The organism is Paenibacillus baimaensis (genome assembly GCF_025567575.1).
Genome location: NZ_JAOQIO010000077.1, coordinates 218,279 through 237,655, shown reverse-complemented (window position 1 = coordinate 237,655; position 19,377 = coordinate 218,279). Strand labels below are relative to the sequence as shown.

The 19,377-nt window shown below is 46.0% G+C and carries 19 protein-coding genes; 6 read left to right on the top strand and 13 right to left on the bottom strand.

Features of this window, described 5'->3' with window-relative positions:
* Window positions 1-14: 14 nt before the first annotated feature.
* The 7 genes from OB236_RS18935 to OB236_RS18905 form a co-directional block, all read right to left on the bottom strand.
* A complete protein-coding gene (locus OB236_RS18935) occupies window positions 15-1,841 on the bottom strand; it encodes a polysaccharide biosynthesis protein (RefSeq protein ID WP_262685403.1) in 1,827 nt (608 codons plus the stop codon).
* Entirely contained in the window at window positions 1,838-2,521 is a 684-nt protein-coding gene (locus tag OB236_RS18930) for a CpsD/CapB family tyrosine-protein kinase (RefSeq protein ID WP_262685402.1), read from the bottom strand. Before OB236_RS18930 ends, OB236_RS18935 begins: the two co-directional genes overlap by 4 nt.
* Window positions 2,505-3,251, bottom strand: a complete 747-nt coding sequence (locus OB236_RS18925; RefSeq protein ID WP_262685401.1) for a YveK family protein — start codon at window positions 3,249-3,251, stop codon at window positions 2,505-2,507. Before OB236_RS18925 ends, OB236_RS18930 begins: the two co-directional genes overlap by 17 nt.
* Window positions 3,252-3,339: 88 nt before the next feature.
* Window positions 3,340-3,606, bottom strand: coding sequence for a PqqD family protein (locus OB236_RS18920; RefSeq protein ID WP_076233302.1), 267 nt, complete (start codon window positions 3,604-3,606; stop codon window positions 3,340-3,342).
* Window positions 3,603-4,439, bottom strand: a complete 837-nt coding sequence (locus tag OB236_RS18915; protein ID WP_262685400.1) for a hypothetical protein — start codon at window positions 4,437-4,439, stop codon at window positions 3,603-3,605. Before OB236_RS18915 ends, OB236_RS18920 begins: the two co-directional genes overlap by 4 nt.
* A gap of 25 nt (window positions 4,440-4,464) precedes the next feature.
* Window positions 4,465-4,767 carry a helix-turn-helix domain-containing protein gene (locus OB236_RS18910; protein ID WP_262685399.1) on the bottom strand — a complete coding sequence of 101 codons (303 nt, stop codon included), beginning with the start codon at window positions 4,765-4,767 and terminating at the stop codon, window positions 4,465-4,467.
* 20 nt (window positions 4,768-4,787) lie between these two features.
* The gene (locus OB236_RS18905; protein ID WP_262685398.1) at window positions 4,788-6,011 is read right to left on the bottom strand and encodes a glycosyltransferase family 4 protein; all 1,224 of its coding nucleotides are present in this window, start codon (window positions 6,009-6,011) and stop codon (window positions 4,788-4,790) included.
* A 190-nt stretch (window positions 6,012-6,201) separates the two neighbouring features.
* Between OB236_RS18905 and OB236_RS18900 the strand changes: the two genes are divergently transcribed.
* On the top strand, window positions 6,202-6,570 hold the full coding sequence (locus tag OB236_RS18900; protein ID WP_076233300.1) for a helix-turn-helix domain-containing protein: 369 nt from the start codon (window positions 6,202-6,204) through the stop codon (window positions 6,568-6,570).
* Between the two features lie 514 nt (window positions 6,571-7,084).
* Here the strand turns inward: OB236_RS18900 and OB236_RS18895 are convergent.
* Window positions 7,085-7,504 (bottom strand): hypothetical protein, encoded by a 420-nt coding sequence (locus tag OB236_RS18895; protein ID WP_262685397.1) that lies wholly within the window; start codon window positions 7,502-7,504, stop codon window positions 7,085-7,087.
* A gap of 574 nt (window positions 7,505-8,078) precedes the next feature.
* Between OB236_RS18895 and OB236_RS18885 the strand changes: the two genes are divergently transcribed.
* The 3 genes from OB236_RS18885 (at window position 8,079) to OB236_RS18875 (ending at window position 11,903) form a co-directional block, all read left to right on the top strand.
* Window positions 8,079-9,650: a glycoside hydrolase family 26 protein gene (locus OB236_RS18885; protein ID WP_262685395.1), complete on the top strand. Its 1,572-nt coding sequence runs from the start codon at window positions 8,079-8,081 to the stop codon at window positions 9,648-9,650.
* A 170-nt stretch (window positions 9,651-9,820) separates the two neighbouring features.
* Window positions 9,821-10,453: a DUF2306 domain-containing protein gene (locus OB236_RS18880; RefSeq protein ID WP_262685394.1), complete on the top strand. Its 633-nt coding sequence runs from the start codon at window positions 9,821-9,823 to the stop codon at window positions 10,451-10,453.
* A 157-nt stretch (window positions 10,454-10,610) separates the two neighbouring features.
* Complete coding sequence (locus OB236_RS18875; protein ID WP_076233294.1) at window positions 10,611-11,903, top strand: homocysteine synthase; 1,293 nt, start codon at window positions 10,611-10,613, stop codon at window positions 11,901-11,903.
* Window positions 11,904-11,991: 88 nt separating this feature from the next.
* Here OB236_RS18875 and OB236_RS18870 read toward each other — a convergent pair whose 3' ends face one another.
* Both OB236_RS18870 and OB236_RS18865 read right to left on the bottom strand, forming a co-directional pair.
* On the bottom strand, window positions 11,992-12,654 hold the full coding sequence (locus tag OB236_RS18870; RefSeq protein WP_262685438.1) for a class I SAM-dependent methyltransferase: 663 nt from the start codon (window positions 12,652-12,654) through the stop codon (window positions 11,992-11,994).
* 237 nt (window positions 12,655-12,891) lie between these two features.
* Window positions 12,892-13,203: a DUF2325 domain-containing protein gene (locus tag OB236_RS18865; RefSeq protein ID WP_076233293.1), complete on the bottom strand. Its 312-nt coding sequence runs from the start codon at window positions 13,201-13,203 to the stop codon at window positions 12,892-12,894.
* Window positions 13,204-13,683: 480 nt separating this feature from the next.
* On the opposite strand from OB236_RS18865, the gene OB236_RS18860 reads away from it, so the two are divergent.
* Window positions 13,684-14,013: a PadR family transcriptional regulator gene (locus OB236_RS18860; protein ID WP_076233292.1), complete on the top strand. Its 330-nt coding sequence runs from the start codon at window positions 13,684-13,686 to the stop codon at window positions 14,011-14,013.
* A complete protein-coding gene (locus OB236_RS18855) occupies window positions 14,010-15,326 on the top strand; it encodes an FtsW/RodA/SpoVE family cell cycle protein (RefSeq protein WP_262685393.1) in 1,317 nt (438 codons plus the stop codon). The genes OB236_RS18860 and OB236_RS18855 overlap by 4 nt, the downstream gene beginning before the upstream one ends.
* 147 nt (window positions 15,327-15,473) lie before the next feature.
* On the opposite strand, the gene OB236_RS18850 is transcribed toward OB236_RS18855, so the two are convergent.
* The 3 genes from OB236_RS18850 to OB236_RS18840 all read right to left on the bottom strand — a co-directional run bounded on the left by OB236_RS18850 (window position 15,474) and on the right by OB236_RS18840 (window position 19,212).
* A complete protein-coding gene (locus tag OB236_RS18850) occupies window positions 15,474-17,432 on the bottom strand; it encodes a dihydroorotate dehydrogenase (protein WP_262685392.1) in 1,959 nt (652 codons plus the stop codon).
* A gap of 181 nt (window positions 17,433-17,613) precedes the next feature.
* On the bottom strand, window positions 17,614-18,396 hold the full coding sequence (locus OB236_RS18845; protein ID WP_262685391.1) for a hypothetical protein: 783 nt from the start codon (window positions 18,394-18,396) through the stop codon (window positions 17,614-17,616).
* Window positions 18,397-18,432: 36 nt separating this feature from the next.
* A complete protein-coding gene (locus tag OB236_RS18840) occupies window positions 18,433-19,212 on the bottom strand; it encodes a tryptophan-rich sensory protein (protein ID WP_262685390.1) in 780 nt (259 codons plus the stop codon).
* Window positions 19,213-19,377: the final 165 nt, after the last annotated feature.

Here is a 19,377-nt window from a genome sequence, read left to right as displayed (position 1 = left end):
CCTTTAGGTTATTTTTATGACACATACTCATTCTTAAAAGTAGGTACAAGATGCTTGAGACTGTCCCGAATGACCATTTGATCCTCATTGATTAATTTTTCCAGCTGCTTGATCGCGAGCTCCAGAGAGGCACGACTCAAATTGACCGGCTTGCCAATAAATATCCGTTTGTGATTCGTATTTATTAAGCCTTCCTCATCCATCAGCAACTCCTCATACAGCTTCTCCCCAGGCCTTATGCCAGTAAATACGATATCGATATCTACGTTGGATTCGAATCCGGACAACCGGATCAGGTCTTTGGCCAGATCGACAATGTTCACCGGTTTGCCCATATCGAGAATGAATATCTCCCCACCTTCGGCGAACATCCCTGCTTGAATAACGAGCTGGGAAGCTTCCGGTATTGTCATAAAATAACGGATCATCTTTGGATCCGTAACCGTAACCGGGCCACCCATCGCTATCTGCTCCTTGAAGCGAGGAATTACGCTGCCCCTGCTTCCGAGCACATTTCCGAAGCGAACCGCAACGAACTTGGTCAGGCTGCTGTTGTTCAGGCTCTGGATGTACATCTCGGCAATCCGTTTCGTGGCCCCCATCACACTGGTAGGATTGACAGCTTTATCGGAGGATATAAGAACGAATCTTTCGGTCCCATACTTGTCAGCGCTGTCCGCCACATGTTTCGTTCCGAACACATTATTTTTGATAGCCTCCGAAGGGTTACGTTCCATTAAAGGTACGTGCTTATGGGCTGCGGCGTGAAATACCACCTCTGGACGATACATCCCAAATACTTCGTCAATCCGGTTCTCATCCTGTACATCGGCAATAATACTTTCCATCCTGAGTGTCGGAAACCGACGGCTAAGCTCCATTTCAATAGAATAAATACTGTTCTCACCATGACCCAGCAGCAGCAGTACGGCCGGCTCGAATCTGGCAATTTGCCTGCACAATTCTGAACCGATGGAACCGCCCGCACCTGTGATGAGAACCGTTTTGTTTTTCACATAACCAGCAATCCCACCCAGATCCAGATTCACTGGATCGCGGCCCAATAAATCCTCCACCTCCACATTACGAATTTCGTTATAGGAAAGCTTGCCAGTTAGCAGATCGTCGATGCGAGGGATAATTTTCAGACTGGCGCTGGTTGTTTTGCAAATCTCAATGATTTTGCTAATTTCACGTTTTGATGCGGAGGGCATCGCGATGATGATCTCATCTATTCCTTGCTTCTCGACTATCTCTACAATGCTATCCCGATTGCCGAGAACCGGAAGTCCGCATACCTCCTGCCGGTGTTTAAGAGAGTTGTCATCTATGAACGCGACCGGATACACCTTGGAATCCTTATTCGCCTTCAGCCTCTTGGCCACCGAAGATCCGCAACCGCCTGCACCGATAATTAACGCCTTGGACTGAGTCGGTATTTTCTTACGGTAGCTGTCCGTATAAATACGCCATCCAAACCGAAGCCCTCCAAGCAGCAGCAGCGTCGTTTCAAAGGTTCGCAGGAACACATGAAGCGGCACAACCCGATAAGTCAGGAAGCAGGTGAGAAGATAAGAAATCACACAGCTCCATGCTGCAGCTTTTGCAATAGAGATCATTTCCCCGACACTGGCATACTGCCAGATCCGGTTATACAGCTTAAAATAAAACATGCTCGCAGTGAACACCACGGTCGAAACGATGCAGAAGGTTACACATTGATGAACATAAAAGCTCGGGATGCTTTCATCGAATCGAAAGTAGTAACTCGAATAAATGCTAAACCATACAATAATCAAATCCAGCAGAATGAACAGGGATAATTTCTTTGAGTAGCTCATGAATTGGCTCCATAATAGTATTGAAAGTCTTCATCATGTTTTTTAACATTGTTCATGATCGCACCCAAAATCCGTGCGCCGACGAAATCGAGCTGCTCCTTTGCCTTTCTGGCAATCCTCTTCTTTACCCTTCCACAATTAATGACCATCAGCACACCATCACATTGCGAAGCCAAAATCTGGGCATCGGAGAACATCATGACAGGCGGTGAATCAATCAAAATGATATCAAAGGATTGTGCCAGCTTATGGATGAGCGCCTTCATCCGGTCTGATCCGAGCATTTCCGTAGGGTGGGTAGCAATCGTACCTGCTCCGATCAGCATCAGTCCGGGAATTCCTGTTTCCCAAATCGCTTCCTCCAAATTGCATTGCTGTACCAACAGATTGGACAGCCCAACCCGGTTCGTCTTGCTAAAAAAGTGGTGCAGGGTCGGTTTGCGTAAATCGGCATCGATCATAATCACCCGCTTGTTATCAAGCGCGTACGCGGCTGCCAGATTGGCAGTAGTGGTCGATTTGCCTTCACCCTTTTCTGCCGAAGTAACAAGTACGACCTTGGGTTCAACGCCTTTAACCGAAAATTGGATATTCGTACGCAACGTTTTGAACGCTTCAGAGACGGATGATTTGGATTGGGATTGAATAAGCAGCGGGTATTGTCTAGAGGGCGGATACATGGCTGGATCCTCCTACCTTGGTATTGGCGTATAGGGCACGGCTTGCTTTGATATCTTTTTTTCTGACCTTGGCGATGGCCGTCAATGTAGGAATACCTAATTCCGACCAGATATCCTCTTCTGATTGAACAGTATCGTTCAAATATTCAAGCAGAACGACCATACTGATCATAAAAATTATCGCTATCGTCATAGCCAGCGCTACATTAAAGTATACCTGTGGACTTATCGCTTCCGGGTGATCCGTGGATTTAGCCTCATTCAGAATGACTACATTATCCACCTTCATTATCAACGGAATCTGACCTTGGAAAACATTGGCTATGGAGTTGATCAAGGTAACAGCTTTCTCGTGCGACTGATCTTCAAATGTCATGACCATGATCGGTGTTTGCGGGATTCCGCTGATCTGCACCTTCTTGATGAGCTGCTCGGACGTGTAGCCCAGGTTCGAATTTTGGCGGGCAACGATGTCCATCACTGCCGGTGATTTAATAATTTCCTTGTACACATCAATCAGCTTGATATTCAAATTGACTGTATTATAATCGAGCATTGCTGCATTTTCCTGTGCCTTGTTCACGATCAGTTTGGTCGAAGCTTCATATACTGGCTTCATCTGATACTTGCTCCAATAAAAACTGAACCCGCCAGCAATGACGACTACCAATAGGATGAGTCCTAGCTTTTTTTTCAGAATCTTTAATAAGAACTTCAAATCGAATTCCATATACATCCTCCAGTCTCAAAGTTTATTCTTATGATACATATTGTATCATGATCACCATAAGAAAACAATACATTTTGTATCATTAAAATTACCATTTCTCGACTAATCCAATGTGGACCAATTGCTCCAGCAGCATCTCAATATCTGCAGCAGCTACCTCCGTCAATGGCATATTGTGACTGCTAGCTAACGCCACTAACTGGTTAACGGTCATACTCTTATTCAGCATGGCCCACAAGGAACCGGCCGTATCGTTAAGCTTTGTAATCGTATCGTGACTGACATGAATAATCACCCATTCACCCTCACACTCCACAGCCTGCGTCAATGAACTCCGTTTATATAGCGTGTTCATACAATATACTCCCAGAAGGTATCGTTTTCCTGAAAATTCAACTGGGCAATGGGGACTCGATCGGCAAGCATTTTGCACATCATCAATACTTTGTTCGATTCCTTTATATCTGTAGTCCAATAAAACAAGTGATTTAACAAATGGAAAATCCCGTCCGGCTTTCTAAAAGGGATTCGCTGAACCTGATGTGACGGCTTTAATATGAAGATCCCCCCCAGACGTCGTTTTGTTCTTTCCGTTGACTTGATCTCACTGCGAAATGGAGAATTAAACACGGTAATGTCCTGCTTTTGCACCCGGATAATCGCTACCTCATCGGAAAGCACCAATCGTGGTGAGGATAATTTGATCACCGTCGATTTCCCAGCCCCCGACTGTCCGGCAAATACATAGGCCCGATCTCCTTCCTCCAGACAGGATGCGTGAAGAAGCAATCCCCATCCATGGTAAATGACAAACGAGCTGTATAAATTCAATAAAGCGTGCTTTAATGCAAAATCATCGTACACGTAAATCGATGCTTTCGTGTGGCTCCGATTGACGCGAACCGTATAATCCGAACGCTTATAACAGATATAGTTATCATCCGACAGCACTCGAACATCAAAACTCTCGAATGGTGCACCACTCTGCTCATCAATATGAACCAGCAGATCTGTGCTTTTTTCTTCAGCAGCCGTACCATCCTGAACAATGTAGAAGGTTCCGGTGATCCAACTGACTACCTGTTCCGACCAAGTTGTAAACCGGATCGAATGCTCTCCTATAATCGAATGGATACTGTGCATAAAGAAGCCCTTTCTATCATAATGTGCCTGCTCATTATGATACATATTGTACTCATGCACCTTGCTCAATCTACAACAAACGATTTGGGTATACCCAATGTTTGAAGTGAACAATGTGATAGCCCAGCAGCTTTGCAGGCTTAGTCTGGTGGGCAGCCTCTTCTTTATGTATCTGTCCCACACCTCCCAATAAATAATCGACATTCACATAAAAAAAATCTGCGATATGCTTCAAGGTTTCAAAATCCGGCTCTCTGCGATTATTCTCATAATGTGATAGTGCAGCACGGGATATACCGATTCGTTCTGCCAGTTCCCCCTGTGTCAGTTGTTTTTCTTCGCGAAGCAAGCATATTCGCTGACCATATTTCATTCTTCCAGACCCCTCTGATCTTATGTGTTTAATATTAATTTATACAGTTCAGGATACGTTTTGCGTCGGTCAAATCTACTTTCTGCAAGATTCCTTGAATTGACTCCAAGCTGATGGCTAAATTGCTTCTGATGGAACAACAGGGCGATGTAACGAGCACACTCCGTATAGTCACCTGGTCTGTAATTAAAACCGATATGGCAGTCCGTAACCATTTTCATTACTTCCTTGTTCTCACAGCTGTTAATCATCGGCAGCCCCGCAAACAGAAAATCACCTATCTTATTCGTAACGCTTGCCCGCGCTCCCTTACTAATCGCATTGGCCGCAACATCAGAGCGGACCAGATAAGGAATCATATCCTCATAGGATTGATGACCCATGAAGCGCACTGGCGCTTGCAGTTGCTTTGCCAGCTCTCTGTATCTCGATTCGTGCGGACCGGAACCAAAGATATTGAATACCATATCCCTATATCCGGTTCGCTCCAGCAGCGCAACGGCCTTAATAACCGTTTCAATATCATAGCTATGGCTTAGCGTACCGATGTACGTAATCCAAAACTCTCCCATCGGCTTGTTTACTTCCACATTCCTGCTGGCACATACATCAAAATAGGCTTGATCCGCACCGATGAACAAACAATGGTAAGCCTTGGCTTTCCGGTTCGCTGCCTTACCACGCGCAACATAAGTATCCGATACACCGACGATATAATCAGCGAGCTTATATACCTGATTGGCATAAGCAGTCATAGGAGCCAGCAGCAGTTTTAGCCACCGGTCTGGAAGTTTTAATACACTATTGATCGATTCCGGCCAAATATCCTGAATATCCAGTATAAACGGTACTCCCAACCGTTTAGCAAAGCTACCTGCCAGTTGGGCTGCCCCCATTAAGGGGTAAGCGGCGTACACCACATCCACTTTATTTTCCTTAAGCTCAAGGTACAGCTTCAAATTCCGCTCAAACCTTCGATGGCTGCGAATACGCGCGAAACTGACGTTGCGTTTGTACCCGCTCTCTTCGATTAGCGTGAGCTGGTAAGGCAGTGCAGCTTCTGACCATTGCTCTGCGTCCGGTTGACGAAAGCTTTTCTCAGCGTGAGAGTAATTGCTCGTCACAAGCTCGACTTCATGGCCAAGCATCGCGAGCTCTTCAGCAATATAGCGAAATCGGTTAAAACCCTTCTCTCCAGGCAATACAGTAAACGGAGCCACGATCAAAATTTTTTTGCGGATCATGAATAAAACATCCCCATTATGAACAAAATAGTTTTAGATACAATATGTATCATTAGGTAAAGAGTACTATACATATTGTATCAAGTCAACCATTTTCCGCAAACAACTTTTATAGTACAATTAGTGATATCATTCACATTTGGGTTTCCAGCTTTGGTAAAGGTGTGAGTTTGAGGAGGAGTGTCATCAAATGAAATATGGACATCGTATCGCCAGTCTTCGAGACGAAAGACACTTAACCCAGGAAGAGTTAGCCCATAAAGTAGGAATTACCCGCTCCGCTTTATCCCATTACGAGAATAGTCGAAGAGAACCCGATTATGATACGATTCAAAAAATTGCTGATTTCTTCAGTGTGTCCATAGACTATTTAATGGGACGCAACGATGACCCCGGACAAGAACCCAGCACGACGGCTCAAGAATTCGTCAGCCAGCTGGAGCTATCCGATCAAGCGGTTCTCGATAAATTCACCTTAACTATCGATGGAAGAGAACTGACTGCCGAGGAAGCTACACGTTTCATTCATTTCATTCGCGCGCAGCGCTCGTCATCTTAACGATGACAAGCACAGTAATCTATAATTTTCAAAAAAAAGAGTCTGTGTATAAGCATTAATATGAAGCGGCGAACGCTTCTCTGTTCTTCACAGGGAAACGATCGCCTGGTTTTTTCTGAGGGAGCTCGACAAGACTTTCTCTTTTGCCCTAAGGGCTTTAATTTTTCTATTGACTGTATCGATCTACATGCATTTCCCTGTCATATGATTCCGATAGGAGCTCAAAACTGTCCATGAAGGGCATTTCCTTAAGAGAGCATCGTTCAGTCTTCAGTACATTGGCTTCCTCGAACTGCTTCATCGAAAGCTTAAGTTCAGCTAATACTAGTCGTATATCAAGGCTAACTTTAGTACTCATCATTAAATCTCCACTCTCCATATCAGGAATTATATAGCAAGGAATGTTGTTATTATAATAGATACTTTCAAAAAAAAGTGTCACTTGATGGTGTGCTTTTAAAAAAATACCTATTATTTTTGTCGAAATGAATAATATTAATAAAGCTTTATGAATTCACGCTAGTAAATCTATCATTATCCCCTCCACCAGAGGGTTACAGAGACCCGACTCCCGATAACTTTCATTCCTATACATGAGCAGTGGGTGCCTCTCATTCATGACAAAACGTACTTCGTATTCATATTCTACAATGCCTCCTCGCGACCCCAATTGGTTCTGATTCACGACGATCCCTCTCTGGACTGTTAGCTCAGTCTCTTCTCCAATCTGAAATTCCCACAGCACATGATAGCTGCAAGGCAGCTGAAGAGACGTTTGCAGCCGCAACCTGCTCAGATTCATGGAGCGCACGGTAATATGTGCCCAATTGGAATCCATGCAGCGCCCGTTAATTTGTACCATCTTCATCAGACCCTTGTAGGCCACTTGTGTTATTAGCTGACGGGTCGGATCCCATTTCGTATTGGTAATCACTCTGCTGCGCTCCTTTTCATTACCTTTTTTGGAAGTAACGATGTATTTTATTATCATCACATACAGATTATGAATTTGTTACATTTTGTATCATGTTGTATGATACATATCGTAACCAAAAATAGTTATCACTGCAATAGGAGGTTTTGTCGTATGATAGGAAATAAGAACAAACGGAGATCACACTGATACAGGTCCAGTCTACTTTTACACAGAAAGGTATTTCATCAATGAAAAAAGATACGAAAATATCGGAATCAACTCCACTCAAACCCATCAATTGCATCAAATGCGTTCATTATTATGTAACGTGGGATCCCGCCTTTCCCAAAGGCTGCAGAGCCTTCGGCTTCAAGACATCCGAGATGCCCTCCACGCTCGTCAAAAGGTCCTCCGGTCACCCTTGCCTGAAATTTGAATCGAAGCTGTAAGGCTTGATCTCGCACAAGCGCTATACAATTTCATGGACAACGTTCTGAAATTCAGCTGCTATCAACGAACCATCCTGTACTTTTTTAAGGTATAATGAGTCATACACGATAAAGCGAAAATGAATGGCCGGGGGATGCTGCATATGAGAAAATTTGTGTTGATAGCCGCATGTGTTTGCGTAGGAATCACACTGTATTGGGGACAGCAGCGCTGGCAGCGCACATCCCTCGCGTTAACGACACCGACCGCTCAGACTGAGGCACCGAATCCGACCCTTGCCTGGTGGAGCATGCAAATTGACAATGCCGTGGAAAAACAGGAATGGCGGCTCGCCTCCGATTACACAAGCCGCAAAGCAGCTTTCTATAGAAGCAGCAATGAGCTGTCACAAGCAGCTACGATGGAAGAGTTAAGCCGACAATACGCTGACAAGGAGCCCGACAAGCTGCTGATCCAGTCTGCTTCCGCTGTAATTCCGGCAGACAGTCCAATTACACTTGACGCCTATGTAAGCATGCCAGGTGCGCCGAATCCCAAGCTTGCCAAGTTCGAACCGGTGACAGGGGTTTATCTTGGCATGCTTGGAGCCGATAAGAGGGTCGCTTTCAACTGGAAGCAGATTGAGCCTGTATACGGACGGACCCATGCGATGTATTTAACCTATGTCGGTTGGCGCAAGGTTCAAACGCAGACGAATTCCTATTTCCCTGTTCAGCAGGCCGATAATGTGAAAGCGATGGGCGGCTCGCTGCAAATCGGTTGGGAGCCGCGTTATGGCTTGGACGATGTGCTGGATGACGAATATGTGCGTACGTTTGCGAAGGAAGCCAAGGCATCGGGAATTCCGGTGTTTCTGCGTTATGCCTCGGAAATGAATGGAGCGTGGGTACCCTGGCATGGGGATCCGGCCAAATATATCGAGAAGTTCCGGCTTATTCATAACATCATGAAGGAAGAAGCACCGAATGTCGTCATGGTCTGGTCGCCCAACTTTATGCCGATGGATAACATTGATGCCTATTATCCTGGTGATGATTATGTGGATTGGATAGGTTACTCGCTCTATGCGATTGATGGCCCACAAAGTGCGAGCGACGACAAAAGCGGATTTTTGCAATCGTTCCGTCCTCTCAGTGAAGCCTACCCGAATAAGCCGATTATGATTTCAGAAAGTGGCGTATCCCACTATAACCTGATCAAGAATGAAAGCTATGAGCGCTGGGCAGAGGATCAGCTTGGTGACTTGTACGCGTATCTGCCGCGGCTGTATCCACGGGTAAAGGCGATCACCTACTTTAACTTTAGTAAAGAACGAGCTATCCGCAGCAAAATGGAAGCCGTATACGATCTTGGGGAAAATGCCTTTGCTGATCGTCTCTACCAACGATTAATCCAGAGTGACTTTTATTTGAGTCAGGTGAAAGATCAGGCCCAAACCAAGGAAAATATCGTGTATAAGCCGCTTACGCAAATAATCGGAAGTCCTGTTCAGGGCAAGCATAAGCTGTTCACTTATGTGTCCATGCCGCATAGCGATCAGCCCTTTGCCGTAGGCTACTCACAAGGCGGCAAGCAGCTTGGTATTTCCCACGAAGTGCCATGGGAGGTCGAATTGGACTTTGATCAGCTTGACCCTGCGCAGCCGCTGACCATCACAGCCTATACACGCAGCATGGACGAAATCGCCAAGCAGCAAACTACACTTCCCAAGTAACATCCATCATTCCAACTATGCATCGAACACCTGATCATGGCAAAAGCCCAGACCAGCAGTCCGCTCTTGGACCATGGTCTGGGCTTTGTCTATGAAGAACTTAAATGGTTTTGAAGGGCACGATGCAAACCCAACGTCCTAGTAGGAAAGATATCGAGGAGGGAATATCAATGGGTAAGAGTACGATAAGAACGCTCGTAATTGTATTAGCATTAGCGATAAGCGTTTACGCAGTGATTCAATACGGGGTATTCGAGCCCCGCAAAGCTGGACTCATTTCAATCAAGCTGAGAGATGTGAATTTTCACTTGGAGCCATGGATCTATGTTCTGTATACCCATATCGCGACGGCTGTACTGGCACTGGTGATCGGTCCGTTCCAACTGTACTTGAAACCGAGGGGCACCAAACGGCTTCGTCGCCATCGATGGCTTGGCTACGTCTATGTGGGGTCCGTTACCATCAGCGGGCTTGTCAATCTTTATTTGTCCCTTTATGCAACAGGCGGGTTGATTTCCGGGCTCGGCTTCCTGCTGCTGGATATAGCATGGGTTGGCGCCACGTGGATCAGCGTTTTCAAAATTATGGGCAATAATTCACAAGCTCACAAGACATGGATGCTGCGCAGCTACGCGCTTACATTCGCAGCCGTCACTCTGAGGCTTTGGCTGCCCGTGCTGCTTATCGTTTATCAGGGCAGCTTTGTTCAAGCTTATCAGGTCGTAGCCTGGCTATGCTGGATTCCGAACCTTCTCTTTATTGAAGCTTGGATCCGTTTCCGCACCATGAGTAATGGCCGATAGTCCGAGTAAACAGTCATATCATTTGGTGGTGCGCTGCCCCGTTAGCGGCGAAGGATCTGCATCTGGACCTCCTCTTTCGTTTTGCTGGAAAATATGAGAAAATGAATAGGTTCAATGGAATCATGTTATTTTATATTCACGAGGAGGAATTTATTCAATGTCTGAGGAACGCAAGCTGGGTCTTGAAACATTAGCTGTACATGCAGGACAGGAAATCGATCCAACTACGATGTCCCGCGCAGTCCCTCTGTATCAAACTACTTCATATGGTTTTCGTGATACGGATCATGCAGCGGATTTGTTCGCTCTCAAAGAGTTCGGCAACATTTATACACGCATTATGAACCCGACTACGGATGTTTTTGAGAAAAGAGTTGCTGCCCTAGAAGGAGCCCCTGCGGCACTGGCCACGGCCTCCGGACAAGCAGCCATTACATATTCGATTCTGAATATTGCGGGGTCAGGCGACGAAATCGTTTCTGCAGCCAGCCTGTACGGCGGAACTTATAATTTGTTTGCGATTACACTAGCCAAGCTTGGCATTACCGTTAAATTCGTGGATCCTTCCAATCCGGAAAACTTCCGCGGTGCTATCACCGACAAAACCAAAGCGGTTTTCGCTGAAACGATCGGTAATCCTAAAGGAGATGTTCTCGACATCGCTGCCGTTGCTGCGATTGCTCATGAAAACGGTATCCCGTTGATCATCGACAACACCTTCCCGAGTCCTTACTTGTGCCGTCCGATTGAGCATGGCGCTGATATCGTTGTGCATTCAGCGACCAAATTCATTGGTGGACATGGTACATCGATTGGCGGTATCATCGTCGATGGCGGTAAATTTGATTGGAAAGCAAGCGGTAGATTCCCTGGCTTGACTGAGCCGGATCCAAGCTATAATGGTGTTGTGTATACGGATGCAGTAGGACCGATTGCTTATATTATTAAAGCGAGAGTTCAGCTGCTTCGCGATATGGGCGCCTCCATTTCACCTTTTAACTCATTCTTGCTCTTGCAAGGTTTGGAAACGCTCCATTTGCGGATGGAACGCCACAGCTCGAATGCATTAAAGGTAGCTCAATTCCTTGAAGGCCACGAAGCTGTAGAGTGGGTCAGCTATACAGGCTTGCCAAGCCACCCATCCTATGAGCTGGGGCAAAAGTATTTGCCAAAAGGCCAAGGCGCAATCATGACCTTCGGCATCAAGGGCGGAACCGAAGCAGGACGCGGCGTTATCAATAACGTGAAGCTGTTCTCGCATTTGGCCAATGTGGGCGATTCCAAGTCGCTCATTATCCATCCGGCAAGCACAACCCACGCTCAGTTGAAAGAACAGGAGCAAATCGCGGCAGGTGTGTCTCCGGGCATGATTCGTTTGTCCATCGGTACGGAATCTATTGATGATATTCTGTACGACTTGAAGCAAGCAATCGAAGCGAGCCAAGGTTAATCTCATAAAAGCTTGTAAATAAGGAACTGTCATTGACCGTAAATGGGTCGCTGGCAGTTTCTTTTGTTCGTGATGCAGCATTATCAAGCTACTTGAGCCTGAATAGTACCGTCCACAAAAAGGATTCGCCAAAAGATACGGCTGGCTGTACGATCCTGTTCATCCTGCGAAATTCAACGACCTCAAAATCAGCAAATATTTGCCGGAGTTTATTTTCCGTGTAGGCCAAGCCGCCCTTCAGGCTTTTTTGACGATATACCTCCCAGTCCGAAATTTCTGCTCCGTACCCTTCACCATGAGCAAAGCAGGTTAATCCAAAGTAACCCCCAGGCTGCAGTGCATTTTTGATAAGCTCGACAAAGTCCATTCTTCGATGCGGTGCAATATGATGAAAACATCCGGAGTCATAGATGAAATCATAATGCTGTGATTCGAAATTGACGTCAAAAAGGTTTGCACATTGAAAATTGATAGGTACTGCAACAGCATGAGCTCGCTCTATAGCCCAATCAATGGCCTCACGTGAAAGATCAACAGCATCCATATGGCAGCCCTGTTGAGCCAAATAGATCGCATTTCTGCCAGGACCACATCCAAGCTCCAGAACGCGGGAAGGACGGATCATTCCTGTTTCACAATAATTTCTCAAATTCTCATCCGGTGCATCCACAAAAAACGGGATATCTCTAGTACGATCAGCATAAAATGCATCCCACCAAGGAGCAGCTTCACGCAAAAAAGAATCCAGCATATGCAAGACATCATCAGGGCTCACAATCAGTTCTTTATTGGCATTTACATGCTGCTGCAATCCAATCACTCCTTTAGTTTATAATTTCTCAATCAGAAAATAATATCATGATTTTATGTATTTACGTAATTACATATTATCATAATTAAAAGATGATTAATAGCAAAAACCCTATTGAAATAGCAAAAAAGCCCCGATTCATGCATCAGGGCTTTACGTTATGCTGCTTGTCGTTATCTATTGTTGACTTTCCATGAATTTACATACGTGCTCGCAGGAACAGAGTGCCTTTTGCACGGAGCACCAGGATCTTTTTGCATAATAAATCGGTAATTCCTGGTCCTTGGCCTGCTGCTTGATGACCTTCGTTAAATTATGATTAATGTAGTCAGTCAACACCAGTACTGCATCTATTTTTTCCGGTATTCCTTTACGTACCGATTGAGATTTACGTCCTGACAAATGCATAACGTCATCAAAACCGATATTTGCGAGCTGCTCCGGCATATTTCCTAAATGATCCGCACCTACAACCAATAACGATGGCATTCCTTTATCCTCCTATACGATTCTGTAGTTTATTTGTGTGAATTCGTCGTTCGCCGCGCGAATTTCCTTTTCAATCCCAATGACTCATATGTATGGTAATCCCGCATACTCCACCAATAGCATACAACCAGCGTTAATGTTACAAACAGTACAGGCAACAATATACACAGCAGTAACAGCATTGGGGAATATCCTCCTTTTGGGATTGATCTTAAGCTAAAGCTGATAATGGTTCTCATCTTGTCTACAATTAAATGATAATGGTTCTCATTCTCATTGTCAACTATTGTTTTTTTACAAGACTTTCTAGTGAGCTGGAATGTGCCTCTGTCGCCCTTCCGAGCACGCTCTTGAAAGCTTTATAGACAGCTGTTATACTATACATAGATATTCGATGCATTGGTATTCAATGCTTAAAAACAAGCTTTGCTGAACCCTAAGCGCAGCTTATCAAGACTTTAATTTACGAGGAGGTGCACCATGGTTAACAAAGAGCTAATGAAAGGCAGCACAGCGATGCTAATCCTGACCCTTCTTGGGCGCAAGGAAATGTACGGCTATGAAATGACCAAAGAAATCGAGAGCCGTTCCAGCGGTCTTTTCACCTTCAAGGAAGGAACCCTATATCCCATTTTACACGCCTTGGAAGCCGAGAAAATCGTCGAATCGTACTGGAGCGAACAGGAAGGCCGCAAAAGAAAATATTACCGCATAACGGACAATGGAAGAAAACAGCTGCAGACGAAGCAGCAAGAGTGGAATATGTTCCGCACAGCCGTTGACCGTGTGATTGGGGAGGGTCAAGCATGAAACAAATCGGATATGATGAAACCGTGAGGCAGTATTTGCACAAGGTGTGCAAGCAGGTCAGTGCGAGGGAATTGCACCCTGAGATCAAGCTGGAGCTGCAAAGCCACATCCATGAGCTGGCTGAGGAGCAGATATCGGCAGGTCTTGAGCGGGATGAGGCGATTGAAATAGCAATCCGCCAAATGGGCGATCCCCTGCTGGTCGGTGACCAACTGAATAAAGCGCACAAAGCACGGATTGATTGGAGTCTGCTTGGTCTCATCGCGATCTTTATAGGCATCGGGATGCTGGCAATGTATGCTGTTGAATTGGTTTCTTATAGAGATTACAGCTTTTTCATGAATAAAATTACCTATTCGATAATTGGCATCATATGCATGCTGGGCTTGTGCTTTTGGGATTATCGGAAGCTGCTTCCTTACTCGAAGGCTCTATATATCATCATTTTGCTGGCCATGGGCTGGGGATTGCTATTCGGACAGCAGGTAAATGGGGCACCTTATTTTACACTTGGTTTTATAAGGACTAATTTTTTGGCGATTTCCCCTTTTCTGCTAATCCTCAGTTTAGCCGGTATGATGGCTTCCAGCTGGAAAAAACAGGCCTTTTCCTTAAAAATAGCTGTTTATGTACTCATACCAAGTGTATTGTATGGGTTCGGTAATTCCTTAATTTCCTTGATGATCTTTTTGACAGGCTTTAGCATTATGTACTTATCTCTGCAGAAGCATATTGGCAAACTGCTTTGTTACATAGTCCCACTACTGATTATAGTATTTTTTCTGTCAGTTGGAACTAACGCTCAACGCATCGAACGTTTCTTTGCTTATACGAATCCTTATAACGATCCCCAAGGCTCTGGTTATATGGTCATACAATCCATACAATCGATTCATTCCGCAGGCTGGTGGGGGCATGGCTTTGCCGCTGTCATCAGCACATTACCAACCATTGAGAGCGAGATGCTGTTTACTTATTTAATATACAGTCTGGGATGGATAGCAGGAATCGGCATCGGTGCCCTGGCGCTCATTTTCCTGATCAGATTGGCAAGCATAGCAGGTAAAGTAACGGATCTGTACGGAAGCCTGGCTGTAAAAGGGTTCCTTGCCATGTTCACGATTGAATTTATATGGAGCATGCTGATGTCCTTCGGAGTGCTGCCAATTGCTGGAGTGAGCATTCCTTTTATCAGCAACGGCGGCATGCTCACTTTGGTTCAGATGGCGTCGATTGGCATCATTTTAAGCATTTATCGGCAAAAGAACAGGATTCCCGCTCGTTCTAACTCCACCAATCCGCTCTCACCTTAAATCAAATGCCTGTCCAGACTTGATGCCACACTAGACGCAAACAAACCGATTTCCCTTAACAGGAAGACCGGCTTGTTGGCGTTTTTTCCGATGCTCACAGATCCCAAGCGTGCGTTGCAAAGCTTCAGTTAGCCTGCCTAGTAACTGCTATGCTATTTCTGGAATTGTCGGATCATGCCTTGGGTCCTTTTGCCCCTGCATTAAGTAAGGATATAGAAAGATGAGTCCAAACACATAAAGTATCAAGGCAAAATAAGCAGGCAGTAAATGCACAAAATCAGTGTAGCCTATCGTCAAGTGCACACTAAGTCCTGCGACGAATCCAGGCAAACCACCGAGCAAAAACGTCCACCACAGCCAGCGCTGACCCTGATTAATGCCCCACAGGGCAATCGTCAAAATCGCAATGGCATCTGAAAATAATGCACCTCCGAAGCCGGCACGATCATGCGCGATCAAGGGCAGCAGCCTCTCATTGATTTCATTAAGCATAGCAGGCGTTGCACAGAGGTACTCCAGATCCTGAGGCACGAACACCTCTGTAATGCCTACCGTCGAGATGACAATGCCGCCCACCGCTAATGAAAATCCAAGCGTCACCATCATCAGCTGTCCCCATTGGGCGAGCCTCCATGTCCGATCGTTAATCAAGTTCGGTCTTTCCCAGGAGGGCAGCTCCCGATGACGACGCATGGACAGCATAAACATCGGGAACAGAATAAGCGCCGCTGCCGCATGAAGCGGATCAAAATAGCCATAGCCCAAGTAAAGAAAAAAACTGCTAAAGCCTACAGCGGCGGACGTTAGCAGTGCGGTTCTCGTCCAATGCAGACTACTACGCAAGCCATAACGGGCAAGCTGATAATAAATCACGCCAATCGAGATCATCGTCCCTGCGAGGGTGACTCGATCATGTGACATGAATTGCAGCACAAGCGGATTCGCCTCATTCAGCACCGACGGCAGCATGCCGAGAAACGAGATATCATAAGGCAGCACTACCGACGTTGCCGCGATGATCCAGGCGAGCGCTCCACCAATGATCATTCCGATGCCTAATAAACACATCCAGCCCCAGTTCATCCAAAAGGAAGGTGCTGGTGGCGGCTCCACGCTCTGAAGCTTTTCATAAACGATCGCTTCGTTAATGCGCTTGGGCAGCCCTGGGCCTGAGAAAACAAGCCCGCTGTGCAGCTGGATGTAATCAGCTCCTGCTTCCATAAGCTCCAAGGCGTCTAATGGTTGATGAATACCTCCGGAAGCAATAATGCTGAGTGAAGCGGATAGGCGATGCTCGCGAATGCTGCGGACTATATCGATACTGAGCGGCTTGAGGACACTTCCCGTCAAGTCGCCCTCCCCTGTTCTCAGCATATCGCCAACTACCACGCCGCTCCAGCCGGGTGATAATTCAGCCATCAGCAGCTTGAGGGATTCGGGCGGATAGTCTACCGGAACATACAGAAACATCGGTTTTACAATAGACAATTCGCGGGCCGCCAGCTGTATGGCCTGCAAATGGGCAATTGTAGCTTCGACCACCTCGTTCTCATCAAGCGATTCGATATAAAATCCGGCCGCATAATAGGAGAGTGCCTCCATCATCGTCAGTAGCTCACTCCGAGCCTCGACAGGCGTACGGCCTGGTGTGCTTTTTATACGAAGCATGAGCGGCAAAACATGTCCCTGGTTTCGGTCCAGCCTCTTCATGAGCTTGGCCAATCCTTCACTGCTGCTTGCATCCGTGTATATAATGGCTTCGTTCGTCGAGTCGCGCTGTATAGGACATTTGTTATTTATATGTGCTTCAATGGTAACAGGGCCAATTTCAATAAAACCAAACCCGAATTGCGCCAGCGCTTGATGTGCAATTCCCTCCGGGTCCAATCCTCCTGACAATCCAACCGGATACTTAAGCGGTATTCCTGCCAGCTTGGTTGCCAGTATGGGGGAAGCCTCCATATGACCCATCGTACGGATGATGAAGCTGCCTCCCGGCACCCTGCTCAACGTGCCCATCGCCCGCAGAGTGAAATCTCGGGCGAGCCGTGACGGAAGCTGAAACAACAAAGGGCGAAATATCGTTTGATAGGACCAATCCGGCATAAACTTCACCCCCGACTCTCATAGTCCTTATACATTCAATGCTGCTCGGTCAAAATCCTTTATTCGGACACCGACCTGACCTGAGGTTACAAGGAACATACATAAGCAAATACCCTCCCATCTCACTTTGGCAGTGATCTGGAAGGGTATTGGTATAATATCAAGGGTTTTCTACTAATTTTTATAAAGCTTTTGTAAATGGTTTACGGTGTTCGAGCTTGCCCTGACCAAACATCAGCATAACTGTCAACACAAGCAGTACACCGGCTCCTCTCCAGGCTGTATAAAAAATCGTATCGTTGTACGAATTTGCAATACCAATCGCTATGAGGCCCCATGCAGCAGTCCATATAAAGGCAGAATCACGGAAATTCATTCCTGTGATAGCCGCCACCGCTACTATGATGAACAGCATGAGCACCGTCCATGCCGTACCTGAGAAATCTAAACCGCCGCGGTTGAACTCTTGCAAAACTGCTGAGATTCGTACCATTGTCATGACGAACACCCAGCTCAGATAGACACTGAAAGGTACCTGTACCAGCCAAAGAATGCGAGGATCGGATGACCACCCGTTCGGTCTTGTCCGCGTATAGATCACCATTAAAGATAATAGCAGGGCCATCATCACCATTAACGATAGCACGATATACAAGTAGTGCCATAGCACAAGTGAAGCGATATTGAACAAACAGCTGATGACAAACCACGGTCCAATGCGTCTAATTTCTTCATGCTTGTACATACCCGGCAGCAGCTGCACGATTACGAACCCTGCCAGAAATACATAAACCGCTCCCCAAAGAGCAAGCGCATATGGTGCCGGGTTCATTGCACTGGGAAACATCGCTGTAAGATCACTCGTATTTAATCCATTTAACGGACGCGCATTCGCAAGCCAGTTATACAAAAACACAGTGAATAATGCAAATATATGAAGCCAACGAAGTACAAATGTGGTCATTCCTCGTTCCCTCCCTCTTGTGCTAAAGCATCCTAACTATATGTGAGCACGCTCGTGATGACGGATAAATCCATCCTTGCCTGCTATCAGCCAAAGAGTCAATATCAACAATAGTGCCGCCGCCCCCCATGCGCTATACATGATGACACTGTCATTTGTATTGGCAACCCCGATAGCGATCAAAGCCCACACACCTACTGCCGTAAATCCAGGATCACGGTAGCTTGTACCGATGATAAGATTCAATAGCACTGCGAGCAAGATGAGAATGACAGTCCACGTTGTACCTGACAACCCCAGCCCGTTCCATTTCAGATTGTACAGTACCGCTGCAGCATTCACGATCGTCGCAACGGAAATCCAGCCCAGATAAATACTGAAGGGAACCTGGACGAACCATCGTATTATGTTATCGGAGGACCAGCCATTAGGTCTTGTCATCGTGTAGATGGCAATCAATGAAATTAACAGCCCAAGCATTGCAAATATCGAAGCCGTCGTAAACAGATACTGCCATATGAGAATCCAGGCGATGTTGAACAGGCAGCTGATGATAAACCATGGTCCTATTCGTTTGATCTCCTCATGCTCACGTTTAGCTGGGAGCAATTGAACAATCGCATAACCCACAAGAAAAGCGTAAATTAAACCCCAGATCATAAATGCATATGGCGCTGGTGTGATCTGGACTGGAAACAACGCGGAAACCTGACCCGTTGTCAAACCGTTAATTGGAAGCGCATTCGCAAGCCAGTTCACATACAGCACAGCAGCTAAAGCTATGACGTTAAGCCATCTCAGGGCCGTATTTGTCATAATAACCCCCTTACGATGATTTGTACCCTACCTTAAATCCTGCTTAATCAGCAATATCACAGGCTCCAGCTTGTCGTACAGCCTCTGCTAGCAGTATATGTCCATCCAGCCGCAGTCATACTGAGATTTTGCTATACCTTTTAATAACCAATCCAGCTGTTCTCT

Bases quoted from the DNA above. Each gene is read 5' to 3' on its own strand.
- OB236_RS18935 (WP_262685403.1), bottom strand. From the start codon at position 1,841: ATGAGCTACTCAAAGAAATTATCCCTGTTCATTCTGCTGGATTTGATT.
- OB236_RS18930 (WP_262685402.1), bottom strand. From the start codon at position 2,521: ATGTATCCGCCCTCTAGACAATACCCGCTGCTTATTCAATCCCAATCC.
- OB236_RS18925 (WP_262685401.1), bottom strand. From the start codon at position 3,251: ATGGAATTCGATTTGAAGTTCTTATTAAAGATTCTGAAAAAAAAGCTA.
- OB236_RS18920 (WP_076233302.1), bottom strand. From the start codon at position 3,606: ATGAACACGCTATATAAACGGAGTTCATTGACGCAGGCTGTGGAGTGT.
- OB236_RS18915 (WP_262685400.1), bottom strand. From the start codon at position 4,439: ATGTATCATAATGAGCAGGCACATTATGATAGAAAGGGCTTCTTTATG.
- OB236_RS18910 (WP_262685399.1), bottom strand. From the start codon at position 4,767: ATGAAATATGGTCAGCGAATATGCTTGCTTCGCGAAGAAAAACAACTG.
- OB236_RS18905 (WP_262685398.1), bottom strand. From the start codon at position 6,011: ATGATCCGCAAAAAAATTTTGATCGTGGCTCCGTTTACTGTATTGCCT.
- OB236_RS18900 (WP_076233300.1), top strand. From the start codon at position 6,202: ATGAAATATGGACATCGTATCGCCAGTCTTCGAGACGAAAGACACTTA.
- OB236_RS18885 (WP_262685395.1), top strand. From the start codon at position 8,079: ATGAGAAAATTTGTGTTGATAGCCGCATGTGTTTGCGTAGGAATCACA.
- OB236_RS18880 (WP_262685394.1), top strand. From the start codon at position 9,821: ATGGGTAAGAGTACGATAAGAACGCTCGTAATTGTATTAGCATTAGCG.
- OB236_RS18875 (WP_076233294.1), top strand. From the start codon at position 10,611: ATGTCTGAGGAACGCAAGCTGGGTCTTGAAACATTAGCTGTACATGCA.
- OB236_RS18870 (WP_262685438.1), bottom strand. From the start codon at position 12,654: ATGCTGGATTCTTTTTTGCGTGAAGCTGCTCCTTGGTGGGATGCATTT.
- OB236_RS18865 (WP_076233293.1), bottom strand. From the start codon at position 13,203: ATGCCATCGTTATTGGTTGTAGGTGCGGATCATTTAGGAAATATGCCG.
- OB236_RS18860 (WP_076233292.1), top strand. From the start codon at position 13,684: ATGGTTAACAAAGAGCTAATGAAAGGCAGCACAGCGATGCTAATCCTG.
- OB236_RS18855 (WP_262685393.1), top strand. From the start codon at position 14,010: ATGAAACAAATCGGATATGATGAAACCGTGAGGCAGTATTTGCACAAG.
- OB236_RS18850 (WP_262685392.1), bottom strand. From the start codon at position 17,432: ATGCCGGATTGGTCCTATCAAACGATATTTCGCCCTTTGTTGTTTCAG.
- OB236_RS18845 (WP_262685391.1), bottom strand. From the start codon at position 18,396: ATGACCACATTTGTACTTCGTTGGCTTCATATATTTGCATTATTCACT.
- OB236_RS18840 (WP_262685390.1), bottom strand. From the start codon at position 19,212: ATGACAAATACGGCCCTGAGATGGCTTAACGTCATAGCTTTAGCTGCT.